At 45.7% G+C, this 12755-nt stretch carries 12 protein-coding genes; 5 read left to right on the forward strand and 7 right to left on the reverse strand.

Annotated elements, in window-relative coordinates; all coding sequences use genetic code 11:
• Positions 1-55: 55 nt before the first annotated feature.
• From AC0VYA_RS10300 to AC0VYA_RS10310, 3 genes are all read left to right on the forward strand, one after another.
• Positions 56-976 (forward strand): glutaminase, encoded by a 921-nt coding sequence (locus AC0VYA_RS10300; RefSeq protein WP_011574857.1) that lies wholly within the window; start codon positions 56-58, stop codon positions 974-976.
• 104 nt (positions 977-1080) lie between these two features.
• Positions 1081-1698, forward strand: a complete 618-nt coding sequence (locus AC0VYA_RS10305) for a flavin reductase family protein (RefSeq protein ID WP_475490945.1) — start codon at positions 1081-1083, stop codon at positions 1696-1698.
• 36 nt (positions 1699-1734) lie between these two features.
• The gene (locus AC0VYA_RS10310) at positions 1735-2046 is read left to right on the forward strand and encodes a cupin domain-containing protein (RefSeq protein WP_006993949.1); all 312 of its coding nucleotides are present in this window, start codon (positions 1735-1737) and stop codon (positions 2044-2046) included.
• Between the two features lie 59 nt (positions 2047-2105).
• Here the strand turns inward: AC0VYA_RS10310 and AC0VYA_RS10315 are convergent, their stop codons facing one another.
• From AC0VYA_RS10315 to AC0VYA_RS10345, 7 genes are all read right to left on the reverse strand, one after another.
• Positions 2106-3332, reverse strand: coding sequence for an allantoate amidohydrolase (locus AC0VYA_RS10315; RefSeq protein WP_011574859.1), 1227 nt, complete (start codon positions 3330-3332; stop codon positions 2106-2108).
• Positions 3332-4519: a pyridoxal-phosphate-dependent aminotransferase family protein gene (locus AC0VYA_RS10320; protein ID WP_198136287.1), complete on the reverse strand. Its 1188-nt coding sequence runs from the start codon at positions 4517-4519 to the stop codon at positions 3332-3334. The genes AC0VYA_RS10315 and AC0VYA_RS10320 overlap by 1 nt, the downstream gene beginning before the upstream one ends.
• A 96-nt stretch (positions 4520-4615) precedes the next feature.
• Positions 4616-5437, reverse strand: a complete 822-nt coding sequence (locus AC0VYA_RS10325; protein ID WP_475491056.1) for a sulfite exporter TauE/SafE family protein — start codon at positions 5435-5437, stop codon at positions 4616-4618.
• Between the two features lie 61 nt (positions 5438-5498).
• A complete protein-coding gene (locus AC0VYA_RS10330) occupies positions 5499-7085 on the reverse strand; it encodes a gamma-glutamyltransferase family protein (RefSeq protein WP_475490946.1) in 1587 nt (528 codons plus the stop codon).
• Positions 7086-7087: 2 nt separating this feature from the next.
• A complete protein-coding gene (locus AC0VYA_RS10335) occupies positions 7088-8305 on the reverse strand; it encodes an amidase (RefSeq protein ID WP_475490947.1) in 1218 nt (405 codons plus the stop codon).
• Positions 8306-8655: 350 nt separating this feature from the next.
• The gene (locus tag AC0VYA_RS10340; protein ID WP_475490948.1) at positions 8656-10065 is read right to left on the reverse strand and encodes a class II fumarate hydratase; all 1410 of its coding nucleotides are present in this window, start codon (positions 10063-10065) and stop codon (positions 8656-8658) included.
• A 143-nt stretch (positions 10066-10208) separates the two neighbouring features.
• Complete coding sequence (locus tag AC0VYA_RS10345) at positions 10209-11027, reverse strand: MurR/RpiR family transcriptional regulator (RefSeq protein WP_011574865.1); 819 nt, start codon at positions 11025-11027, stop codon at positions 10209-10211.
• Between the two features lie 320 nt (positions 11028-11347).
• Here AC0VYA_RS10345 and cobB point away from each other — a divergent pair, with 320 nt between their 5' ends.
• Both cobB and AC0VYA_RS10355 read left to right on the forward strand, forming a co-directional pair.
• A complete protein-coding gene (gene cobB / locus AC0VYA_RS10350) occupies positions 11348-12067 on the forward strand; it encodes a Sir2 family NAD+-dependent deacetylase (protein WP_475491057.1) in 720 nt (239 codons plus the stop codon).
• Complete coding sequence (locus tag AC0VYA_RS10355; RefSeq protein ID WP_473480438.1) at positions 12068-12703, forward strand: LysE family transporter; 636 nt, start codon at positions 12068-12070, stop codon at positions 12701-12703.
• Positions 12704-12755: the final 52 nt, after the last annotated feature.

Consider the following 12755-nt stretch of genomic DNA (forward strand, 5'->3'; position numbering starts at 1 on the left):
GCGATAAAATCGCAATAAAAAAGCAGAATAAAGAGAAAAATAAGAAGGGCTATAAATGCAAAATATTGTGGATAGCATTTACCAAGAGATGCGTAGTCGCACGGATCGCGGCAAAGTCGCTAATTATATACCGCAACTAGCCTGTGTTGATCCCAACCAATTCGCGCTGACAGTGGTCACTCAAGAAGGTGAGGTGTTTAGTGCTGGTTGTGCACAGACTTTGTTTTCTATTCAAAGTATTTCCAAAGTGTTTACCCTAACGATGGCATTAGGCAAACTCGGCGATGCTTTATGGGCACAAGTAGGAAGAGAGCCCTCTGGTGACCCATTCAACTCCATTGTTCAGCTTGAGCATGAAGGCGGGATCCCGCGAAACCCATTTATTAACGCCGGGGCCATTGCGGTCGCTGATGCTATTATGGGCCACAATGAACCTAAAGAAACCTTAGCTGAAATCCTGCATTTTGTGCGTTTTGTGGCAAATGATGACAGTATCTCAATTGATGAGAAGGTCGCTCAATCAGAAATGATGACGGGCAGCAGAAATGCCTCTCTAGCGCATTTTATGGCGTCTTTTGAGCGCTTAGAAAACCCAGTAGACAAGGTACTGGGCACCTATTTTCATCACTGTTCGATATCCATGACCACAGAACAATTGGCCAGAGCTGGCATGTTTTTAGTGTCAAACGGCACTAATCACTGCACGGGTATGCGTGTTGTACCTGAGCATCGTGCCAGGCGCATTAATTCATTAATGTTGATGTGTGGTCATTACGATGGTTCAGGGGAGTTTGCTTATCGAGTAGGCTTACCGGGTAAAAGTGGAGTAGGCGGTGGTATTTTGGCCATTGCCCCTGGCAAAGCGTCTATCGCAGTGTGGTCCCCTGGGTTAGACAAGATTGGTAACAGTAAATTAGGTACTGAAGCGTTGGAAATGCTAGTACAAGAAACTGGTTGGTCCATTTTTGGCCACTAAGACACTACCTTTTCTAAAAATAGTATATAAAATAAGGAGATACGGCTTTAGGTAGCACTCTAGCTATAACCTGCTTTTTTATTGTGCCTCGTTAGGAAAACTGCATGTCAACCCATCGTCATTTTTATCAGCCTCATCAAGGGCACGCATTAAAACATGATCCGTTTAATGCGATTGTCGCGCCGCGTCCTATTGGGTGGATTTCTACTAAAGCATCTTCGGGGGAATTAAACCTCGCTCCTTACAGCTTTTTTAATGCGTTCAACTATCATCCACCTATCATCGGTTTTGCCAGTATCGGTTATAAAGACACCGTTAAAAATATCGAACAAAGTGGCGAGTTCTGCTGGAACCTAGTGACGGAATCGCTTGCTCAAGCGATGAATCAGACCAGCGCAACCCTGCCAAGCCATGAGAGTGAATTTGACTTCGCTGGCTTGGCATTAGGTAAATCACATGTGATTGATGTACCTCACGTCGCGGCGAGCCCATCTGTTTTGGAGTGCCGAAAAAGTCAAATCATTCAGTTGACTGGTGCCGATGGGAAGTTGGTCGATACATGGATGGTAATGGGTGAAGTAGTCGGTGTACATATTGATACAGCATTCATTGTTGATGGCGTTTATAACACAGCATTAGCAAAGCCCGTATTACGAGGCGGTGGAGCCGGGGATTATTTTAAAATCGATCCCGCACAGAAATTTACCTTATCTAGGCCATAATAAAGAAGCTAATGAAATACTTGATATAGAGGAAATATGGAAATTATCAGAAGTAAAAAATTTACCGCATCACTTCCTTGGGGATCAATGAAAATAGCTAACATGAACGGGATAACCACTAAGCTGCATTGGGCAAACGAACCCTATCGCTGGCACGTTAATGAAGGTGAGGAAGTGTTTGCCGTACTTGATGGTATGGTTGAAATGCAATACATGAAGGACGGGGTGGTGCACACCAGTTTGCTCAATCAAGGTGATATTTTTTATGCCAATGAGGGAACCGAGCATGTCGCCAGCCCGGTGGGAGAAGCACGTATTTTAGTGGTGGAAACTGAAGGCAGTATTTAAGGTTTGTGCAATAAAATGCAAGCTAAGCCCAAGTCGAGGCGACGACTCGGGCGGCTTGCTTATGCATAATTTTGTAAGAATGCAAACATGACTTTCAGTGCGATTTCTATATCTGGAACCTCTATCGCTTCGCCAGGATGATGACTTAATCCTTTTTCACAGCGCATAAACAGCATAGCAACGGGGCATACATCAGCCATAGCCATGGTGTCATGCCCAGCACCAGATGCGAGCGTAAAAGGTAGAACCTCGCTGGTTTTACACGCATCTAACAATTGTTGCTGCAAATTCTCGTCACATTTTACCGCTGGCGCTTGGTGCGTTGGCGCGATATCCATTTTTACACGTCTTTTCTGGGCGATAAGGTTTAATTCATCAATGATGAGTTTTAAGGTTTCATCCCTTAGGGCGTCATCAATACTGCGTATGTCTAAACTAAAAGTGGTCGCGCCTGATATAACATTAACCGCACCTGACAAACATTTTAGATGACCCACAGTCGCTACTATGCCTTTTTCTGTGGCCAAACGCTCAATGGCTAAAATCATTTCACTCGCTGCAGCAAGTGCATCTTGGCGCATGGGCATGGGGACTGTCCCCGCGTGACCTGCTAAGCCTTTTAGGGTGATAGCAAAACGTTTTGCTCCAGCAATGCCATTGACCACACCAACGGCTAAATCGTTGTCTTCAAGTACTGGGCCTTGTTCGATATGAAACTCGAAAAAGTCGCTGACATTAGATTGGCTGCGGGATGCGTTGTGTACTTCGGCAATATCAAGCCCAGCATCGAGAAACGCTTGGGTCAACGACACACCATTTTCATCAGTCAAATCGTTCCATTTTTCTTGCCACGTACCGGCGACCGCACAGCTACCTAATAAGGTTGCTCCAAATCGTGTGCCTTCTTCGTCACCAAACCCCACTAATTCTAGATGAAAAGGTAACTTGATATGATGATCATGTAGATAATGAATTAAGCTCAATGGCGCCAATACACCTAAGATCCCATCGTATTTACCGCTATTGGGCACGGTATCTAAGTGGCTACCTATGACTAACGTTTTGGCATCAGGATGACTACTTGGATAACGCCCCCATTGATTGGCGGCTGCATCTTGCCAGGTTTCCATGCCTGCTTGTTCCATCCATAAAGCCACCTGACGGTTAGCTTGTAAATGCTCAGGCGTTAGGTACTGCCGGTCAATACAATCTGGGTCTTGACTAATATGGGCGAGCACATCACAGCGCTCGTATGTCTGAATAGCGTAGGGGGCTAATGTGGTCATTAACCTTTCCCGCTGTACACAGAGAACGCGCTATCAATGGCTTGGCCAGCCTGTAATGTGTGGCCGGCTCTGCGCAGTAGGGTTTCAAGGGATTGCAACGTATGCAATACCGTGTCCTGACGAGCGTTATAACCCATGGTGCCGATACGCCAAATTTTACCGTGTAGCGGCCCAAAGCTCGTGCCGATCTCTATATTAAAATCGTGCAGTAATTGATGACGAATTTGTTCACCATCGACACCCTGTGGAATATAGACCCCGACCACGTTGTTCATCTTGTGACGCAAGTCCCCAAAAGGTTTTAGGTTCATCCCTTGAATACCAGCCAGCATGGCATTTCCGTGTAATTCATGACGGGCGATGGACGCTTCAACGCCTTCTTCTAACAAATTTATCGCGCATTCGCGGGCACAATAAAGCATGGACGTTGCTTCGGTGTGATGGTTTAAGCGCTCTTCTCCCCAGTAATCAAGGATCATGGGAATATCAAAGTAGTTCGAACGAATGCGGCTACCATTGCCGGCATTATGATGATCGGCTTTTATGCCGGCCTCAACATGCTGTCGTCCGCGGACTAATTCGACGTAACGTTCGCTTAGTGTAATTGGCGCACTTCCACTGGGGCCGCCTAAACATTTTTGTAAACCAACGGACACTGCATCTAATTGCCACTTATCGGTTTCAAAGGGGTTGCCGCCTATGGAGGCTGTGGCGTCTGAGTAAAAAATGACATCATGGCGACGGCAAATTTCACCTATGTGCTCAAGCGGCTGCAACATGGTAGTAGAGGTGTCACCTTGCACTAAAGCGAGGACTTTAGGCTGAACACGCTTAATTGCCTCTTCAATTTGCTCAGGCTCGAATATTTCGCCCCATGTGGCTTCAATGCAGTGCACATCTGCGCCTGCTCGTTCGGCAATTTCTTTAAGTAAATGCCCGAAACGACCAAAAATGGGTACCAGAACTTTATCTCCTGGTTCGATGCATGACACCAAAACAGCTTCAATTCCAGCTCTTGAGGTACCGTCAATCAATAGTGTTGCCTTATTTTTGGTCATAAACACATCACGATATAAACTCATGACTTCGTTCATATAACCGGTCATAACTGGGTCGTACTGACCGATCAGTTGCGTAGACATGGCACTCAACACCCGGGGATAACAGTTTATTGGTCCAGGGCCCATTAGCAGGCGAGGAGGGGGAGTAAGGTGTTTCACTATGCGTTGCGCTCCAAGGTAAACATTAAAAGATAAAATTAAAAATGGGTTTTACTCACACCGTTATATAAATAACTGTGCAAGCATGCGTGTGCCGGTAATGAGTAACACCACGGCGAAGATTTTTTTCAACATATTGGCATCAAGTTTAGAGGCGATACCTGCACCGATAGGCGCGCAAATAACGGTTAACGGCACAATGCAAGCGAAGCCTACAAGATTGATGTAACCGAAAGTGCCAAGTGGTGCATCTTGCGGTGTTTGGCCGAAAATCAGTAAGTAAAGTGCAGCAGGAAACGAGATGATCAGGCCAATCGCAGCGGCCGTGCCCACGGCCTTGTGGGCAGGATAATTAAAAGCGGTTAAAATCGGCACGGATAACGTACCGCCACCGATGCCCACCATTGAACTGAAAAAACCGATACAACCTGCAATAATAGATTGACCTATACGGCCAGGTAAGCTATTCGCTAGCGCTGATTTCCCTGTTCTAAACAACATGTTAAGGGCAGATAGCGTCGCTACGATCCCAAATAAGGTTGTTAGGTATCGGCCATCTACTTTGGTCACAAGCCAACTGCCAATCAGTACGCCAACTAAAATCAATAACCCCCATTGCTTGAGTAAGTCTGCATCAACATTGCCTTTTTTGCGGTGTGAGCGAATCGAGCTGATCGAGGTCGGAATAATGGTTGCTAAAGAGGTGCCTGTTGCAATATACATGGCACTTTCTGGGCTGACACCGAAGGACTGGAACAAGAAAAACAACACGGGTACGATCACTATTCCGCCGCCCACACCAAGCAATCCTGCCAGTAAACCTGCGAAAATGCCTGTGCCGATCAATGCGGCGATTGTTGGCAGGTTGTTTAACACTAATTCCATCATTTTATTATTCGTCTCTATAAAGTTGTAAAGTATGTTTTCAGTTATGCGTGTAGCGCGATTACTCTAAAGTGTGTGCTGCAAATGCGTTTCCGTCACTGCGAGGGTCGGTGGCAGCTGTTACCGTATTGTCAGGTCGTTTAACAACCGCGCCAGCGTGACCCATTAATTCATTACATGAATCAACCAGCGCAATATCATGACCTTTAGCTATGAGTTCGTTTTGAATAGTCTTTGCTAAGTCTTGCTCAATTTTCAAATTGTGACTCTCATCACCCCAAGTTCTGCCAAGTAACCAGCGACCTAAGCGAATAGATTCAGGCAACGACTTTTGCTGATAAATATAGCGCGCGAACAAGGCGGCTTGTGTTTGAGGTTGGCCTTCGCCGCCCATGGTGCCATAGCTTAAGCGTCGACCGTCTTTCAGCTCAGCAAAGGCAGGGTTTAAGGTATGAAATGGTTTCATGCCTGGGGCCAGTTCTTGTAAGTTATCAGGGGTTAACGAGAATGATGTGCCACGGTTATTCCACACAATCCCGGTTTGTGGCGAGACAACACCACTACCAAATTCCCAGTAAATACTTTGGATGTAACTAACCATACGGCCTTCACCATCACATGCCCCCATCCATATTGTGTCTCCGGGTTTCGCTTGATGTGGCCAAGGTAACGCGTGTTCAAGTGTGATGTCAGCCAGCATACTATCTAGTGATTCTGCCGATAGCAGGCTTTGCAAATCGACGTTTAAGCGACTAGCATCACCGACAAATTGATTGCGCTTGATAAAGGCTTGCTTTGTGCACTCCACTAACAAATGCACAAACTCGGCTTCTGTTGTGGCCAAGTGTTGTACTTTATCGAATAAGGCCAGTATTAATAACGAAGCAACGCCTTGAGTAGGGGCCGGTAAGTTGTATAAGGTACCTACAGATGTGGTTACCGAGAGCGGCTCAACAATTTTAGCTTCGTAAGCGTTAATATCTTCAAGGGTGATAGGGGAGCCGGCTGCGTGCAAATCTTCTGCTAACGCCTGGGCTATTTCGCCTTGGTAAAAATCCTGCAATCCATTTTCTGCTAATTTGTTCAAGGTTTTTGCGATGGTTGGCAGTTTTAGGATCTTACCTTTTTTCAAACTCTTACCTTTGATCAAAAATTGTTCAAAATGAGGGATTGTTGATAAGTCCTCAAATGTTTTTTCACTGGCGTCTTGCAAACTTTGTGTGACTTCGATACCCCATTCAGCTTGGCCTATCGCTGGCGCGAGTAGTTCACTCAGCGGCAGAGGTGTTTGCCATGTTTTACTGATCTCCAATGCTTTATGCCAACCTGCGACAGCGCCTGCCATGGTCAACGCGGCTTTAGAACCTCTTGAAGGAATAGCAGATTGCCCAGCGTAATAACTAAGAGTAGCGTTTTTACACGCCGTACCGCTGGCATCAATCGCTATGGGGGCTTTTCCGGGCTCACTGATTAACCAAAAGCCGTCACCGCCCATGCTGTTCATGTGTGGGTAGACCACTGAAATAGACGCAGCAGCAGCCACCATGGCTTCTATGGCGGTACCACCATGTTGCAAGACATTTTGTCCAACTTGACTCGCTGCGTAATGTGGCGCTGTAAATGCGACAGGTTTTGATGTGTTACTCATTGTTATTCATTCTCTAAAAGCATGCGTGCGATTTCGATTAACTGTTTGTCATGATTTTTTTGGCCAATTAATGAAAATCCAATAGGCGCCTGCGGGTTAATGGCTAGCGGAATATGTAACTGAGGTAGACCACATAGACCTGCAATGCAGGTAAGGTTCATCAGGGTATTCCGATAGGTGGCTAATTGTTCACTCGGCGTATTTATTAGTGGCGCGGCGCCGGGCGTTGTTGGTAAAAATATCACATCGCATTGACTAAATAGATGTTGGATGTGAGAAATAAATTGTTTTTGTTTTTTCTTTGCATTTTGCTGCTGATCTTCAGTGATAGTGGCACACCATTCGAATCGCTCTTGTATATCAGAAGCAAAGGTAGGTTTTTGCTCTGTTATCCACTGCCCATGGGTTTCCCAGATTTCATAGCCTTGCAAGATACGAAAGGTTCCGCTGGCCTGTGTTAATAAATCCGAAGATAAACCGGAGGATAAAGTGCACTGGCGCTTAACCATTCTATTGTACGCAGTACCCAGTGTGTCAGAGTATTCACATTGGGCGGCTAACTCTTCAGCGAAGCCGATTTTAGCGTCTTTCACTGGGCAAGGTGTTTGGTCGTCGTCCTTGTTAAGCAATACCTGCGCGACCTTATCTAAGGTCGATAAATCCCGGGTTATCCAACCCACAGTATCAAAACTAGGTGCAAGGCTGACCATATGCTCACAGCTAACACGCCCATGCGTGGGGCGCAAACCAAACAAGCCGTTATAGCTAGCCGGTACACGTATTGAGCCACCGGTATCAGTGCCCAAACCTACTTGTGCGCTGCCTTCGCGCACAGCCACTGCCGATCCACTTGATGAGCCTCCGGGCAGTCTATCTGGTGCGGATATATTAAATGGCGTTCCGTAATGAATATTCTGGCCATTTAAGCTATACGCCAATTCGTCGGTGATGGTTTTACCGACCAGAGATGCACCGGCATGTAAAAGAGCGTTAACTGCAGGTGACGTTTGCTGCGGTGCAGGGTGGCTCGCTAACCAATCAGGATTCCCAGCGGTGGTGGGTAATCCCTTTATATGAAATAAGTCTTTAACCGCTAACGACACACCGTTGAGGGATGCATCGCTGCTTTGCTTGTCTTGGTCTGATTTTTGGCCGGGTTCTTGGTTTAGTTGTAATACGTATGGTGTCTGACTGATAAAATGCGATGCAGCGTTACTCATATAAACTTAGAAAGTTGACCAAATGGTCCTATATGAAACAAATGTTTCATCAAATAGTCAAGAGAAACATGTGTAATATTTACTATATCGGGATCATTATGCGCTGCATATAAAATAACCGCGATAAATCAGCGGCTAAAGAGCAATGAACTGAAACGTGAGCGAGCCACAAGGCTTGAAACGAAATAGGCATAAATCATCGTTTATTAGGTTGAGATCATACTGAGTGGGCGCTGCTCTTAGCGAAGAGGGCTACTCACAATAGATGGGATCACCGCGCAGGCGCTACTGTGGATTGCGCCACTTGAGGAAGGCCTCATTAAACCTGCGCGGTTTCGTCGATACGTTAATTAAGTCATCGATTTAGGATCGAGTAATTTTTCTAGTTCCTCCCGAGGAATGTGTGTCATTTGTGCGGCAACATCTATGACTGGGCGTTTTTCCTCATACGCCGCTTTGGCAATCAATGCGCCTTTCTCATAACCCACTCTATTGTTTAATGCTGTAACTAATATGGGGTTCATGCTGATTGATTCGGCCATACGATCACTGTTGGCCCTCATAGTGACAATCGCTTTATGGGTGAGGGCGTTAATGCCGTTACTTAAGATGGAAATGCTGGTTAACAAGTTGTACCCAACAAGAGGTAGCATGGTATTTAGTTGAAAATTACCTGACTGGCCTGCAATCGTGATGCTTTGGTGATACCCCATGACTTGTGCGCACACCATAGCCAAAGCTTCAGGTATCACGGGGTTCACCTTCCCCGGCATGATGCTACTTCCTGCTTGCAGTTTATCTAGCGCTATTTCCCCAAGTCCAGTCAGTGGGCCGCTGTTCATCCACCTGAGGTCATTGCATATCTTCATTAAGCTTACTGCCAGCGTATTGAGATGTCCGCTGACTTCAACCGCTGTGTCTTGACTGCTGATGGCAGAAAAATAATTATCCACTGGCATAAAACGCAGGCCAGTTAATTGACTTAAATGGCGACACGCAGTGGCGGCGAAATCCCGGTGGGTATTGATCCCAGTGCCGACGGCTGTGCCCCCTAATGCCAATGCGGAAATACGCGGTAATACTTCAATTAGACGGCTAATTGATTGTTGAATTTGCTTGCTCCAACCACTCAATTCTTGGCCCAGCGTAATTGGCATAGCATCCATTAAATGAGTGCGACCTGTTTTCACCGTATCTCGATACAAAATGCTTTTGGCATCAATGGCTGATTGTAAACTTTGCAATCCAGGTATTAAGTGCTGGCTTAGGGCTAATGTTGCGCTTACATGAATAGCGCTAGGGATAACATCGTTTGAACTTTGCCCCATGTTAACATGATCGTTAGGGTGTACATGCCTGCCAAGTTTTCGTTCGGCTAAGGTCGCAATAACTTCGTTGGCGTTCATATTGGTGCTGGTGCCAGATCCTGTTTGATACACATCAACCATAAATGCGTTATCGTGATCGCCTTGTGCAACCTCCATAGCAGCGCGCTGTATGTCGATGGCTATTTCACTGTCTAACCCAGCTACTTCAGCATTGGCATACGCCGCGCTTGCTTTTAGTAAGGCTAACGCATGAATGAACTCCCTTGGCATGGGCGTGCCGCTTATTTTGAAATTATCTAACGCGAGGGAAGTTTGCTCTTTATATAGCGTTTCGGGTGCTTGAGAGTCGCCAGATAAGGTCTCAGATGATGAACTTAGTGAAGTTAGATGTTCTGGAGATGAATCAGCGTTCTTGTCACGTGGGCTATGCATAGGTGTTCCTTACAGTACTGTAGGGGAATAAAAATTATCTACAGTATACCTTGGTGTGAATAGATGGTTTTCAAGGGAGCAACTGCTTATTTACTCATTGTCAGCCTTAAAGCCAAGCCATCATGCAGCCCACCACGTAGTCTTTAGCGCTTTTCTAGCTCGTCTAACTCTTCATACAAAGAAGAGATTTCACTGATGCGACGATCAGCGGTTTTATCAAGCAAGGTGAAAACTTGATTGCAGATAATTGATATCACACTCATGGGCGCTGCATAGCTATCTAAGGCTTGCTCTTGCCCGAGTTGACAGATTATCAATTGCTTGACTTGATCAGCATAAATTTGCCCCGAGGGATCGGCTAATAAGGCCACGTTGTGGTGTTGAATTTTATCCAGTAAGGGTTTAAATATTTTAGGACGGCGGCGAAAGCCAACCAGAATAACCAATTCGTCTTCACTTATATCTCGTAATTCTTCACTTAAAGTTTGCCCTGGTTGGGGTAATAAGCGCACTTTGCTGCGGATCTGCAGCAATTGCTGCCTAAAATGCAGTGCAACTGGGTAGCTATTGCGAAAACCAATGAGGGTAATTCGAGACGCCTGGCAAATAGATTGGATCAGGCCATTTAACTGAGTCTGATCAAGATTGCTCCACGTCTGCTCTATGCGCTGGATCTCCCGATTAAGGGCTCCACCTTGATCGGACTCCATATACATGGGGTAACCATTGGCGCGAAACGTGTTCAGCTCTTGTTTGGCGTCATGATGTGAGTCATAGCCTAATTGGCGAAAAAAACGGCTCACCGTGGCTTTAGACGTTTGTGTCTTTTCGGCGATTTGCGCCACAGAACAACTGAGAACATCTAACGGGGTATGCTGTAAATGATCGGCAATTAATCGGGCATTTGGAGAAAGGCCTTGATACTGCTGTTCAATGCGCTCAATGAAGGGTATTTTTGCCAAAATGTCGTGTTCATTATAATAAGTGGCTGTATAGCTTATACCAATTTGTTGTTATAAAGGAACCATTGCTCCACTCAGTTGCTCTTTGCAGCTTGAAGAATTCGCCCGGTAATTTGATCGATACCCTATAAATGACCATTAGAATTTTTGGTGTATTTGACGGCAATTGTAACCCTAGGTCGATTAAACCTAGCTACCCTAACCACGCGATGATAGCGCTTAGAAAGCCATAAGGTTAAAATAGGCCATTGCATTCATTTAGATACACCTAATAGAGAGCGTTCCTAGTGTTTGAAAGAGGATCTCAATTTAGCCCTACGATGGCAGCTGAGGGTTGGCCAAAAATCGTTATTTTAACAGGGGCAGGCATTTCAGCGGAATCAGGTTTAAAGACGTTCCGCGATAATAACGGATTATGGGAAGAGCATTCAGTACAGGATGTTGCAACGCCAGAAGCCTTTGTTCGAAACCCTGAATTGGTCTATCGATTTTACAACCAGCGCAGAGCGCAATTGCAAAGTGACAATGTAAAGCCGAATGCAGCACATATTGCACTTGCTCAATTAGAATCTGTATTACCTGGTCAAGTATTGGTGATTACCCAAAACGTTGATGACTTGCATGAGCGGGCAGGAAGTAAAAATGTATTGCACATGCACGGTGAGTTATTATCTGCTCGCTGCTGCCATAGTCAACGCCGCTTTTCGATGAAAAACCAGTTTGATGGCAACAGCCGATGTAAATGTTGTACACCAAGCCAAAATATTAGACCGGATATTGTCTGGTTTGGTGAAATGCCCTTTTATATGCAGGAGATAGAGCGTTCAGTGCAAGAGGCCGACGTGTTTATATCCATCGGTACGTCAGGCAACATTTATCCTGCAGCGGGTTTAGTGCAAATAGCGAATGAATATGGAGCACATACTGTTGAGCTTAATTTAGCGCCAAGTGAGGGGAACAATAATTTTTTAGAGGCGTACTACGGTTTAGCCAGTGATGTCGTACCTAACTACATAAAAAAATATATTAAGGGTAATTAAATGGAGCTGAGTCTTTATTGGGGCGAGTTCTTAACAATCGCCGGGGTACACTTGTTGGCAGTGGCAAGTCCAGGTCCAGACTTCGCAATTGTGCTAAAGCACAGCATCAGTTATGGTCGGCGCATCGCGATGATCACCAGTGTAGGGGTCGGCACTGCGATACTCTTGCATGTGACTTACTCTTTGCTGGGTATTGGTCTGCTGCTTAAAACGAACCCTTTGGTATACACCATATTTAGTTATTTAGCAGCGGCTTATCTAGTCTATATCGCGATAGGCGCACTTAAAAGTAAGGCGCCAGATAACACTGCACCGGTGTCGGCCAACGTGACACAAAGCACCATCAGTGACAAAAAAGCATTTGCTGTGGGATTTTTAACGAACGGATTGAACCCCAAGGCAACCTTGTTCTTTTTATCGGTATTTGCTGTGGCTGTATCAGCCGAAACGCCAAGTAGTATCAAATTGGTCTATGGATTGTATCTCGCAGTAGCAACAGGCGTATGGTTTTGCTTCTTGTCATATTTACTTGGCACGCGAAAAGTCCGTGCTTTTATTCGCCAATATAGCCATTGGTTTGACCGCATCATGGGGGGAGTTCTTTTGCTGCTGGCAGCAAAATTAGTCATGACGTAAGCTAGAAGAGCGCGCGTTGGCGTTCGTCGTTGACGCGTCTATCTTCGCAACT

This window comes from Paraglaciecola sp. QJM3NY_14, assembly GCF_056173245.1.

Coding starts and splice junctions, on each gene's coding strand:
- AC0VYA_RS10300 (WP_011574857.1), top strand. CDS start 56: ATGCAAAATATTGTGGATAGCATTTACCAAGAGATGCGTAGTCGCACG.
- AC0VYA_RS10305 (WP_475490945.1), top strand. CDS start 1,081: ATGTCAACCCATCGTCATTTTTATCAGCCTCATCAAGGGCACGCATTA.
- AC0VYA_RS10310 (WP_006993949.1), top strand. CDS start 1,735: ATGGAAATTATCAGAAGTAAAAAATTTACCGCATCACTTCCTTGGGGA.
- AC0VYA_RS10315 (WP_011574859.1), bottom strand. CDS start 3,332: ATGACCACATTAGCCCCCTACGCTATTCAGACATACGAGCGCTGTGAT.
- AC0VYA_RS10320 (WP_198136287.1), bottom strand. CDS start 4,519: ATGGGCCCTGGACCAATAAACTGTTATCCCCGGGTGTTGAGTGCCATG.
- AC0VYA_RS10325 (WP_475491056.1), bottom strand. CDS start 5,437: ATGGAATTAGTGTTAAACAACCTGCCAACAATCGCCGCATTGATCGGC.
- AC0VYA_RS10330 (WP_475490946.1), bottom strand. CDS start 7,085: ATGAGTAACACATCAAAACCTGTCGCATTTACAGCGCCACATTACGCA.
- AC0VYA_RS10335 (WP_475490947.1), bottom strand. CDS start 8,305: ATGAGTAACGCTGCATCGCATTTTATCAGTCAGACACCATACGTATTA.
- AC0VYA_RS10340 (WP_475490948.1), bottom strand. CDS start 10,065: ATGCATAGCCCACGTGACAAGAACGCTGATTCATCTCCAGAACATCTA.
- cobB (WP_475491057.1), top strand. CDS start 11,348: ATGGCAGCTGAGGGTTGGCCAAAAATCGTTATTTTAACAGGGGCAGGC.
- AC0VYA_RS10355 (WP_473480438.1), top strand. CDS start 12,068: ATGGAGCTGAGTCTTTATTGGGGCGAGTTCTTAACAATCGCCGGGGTA.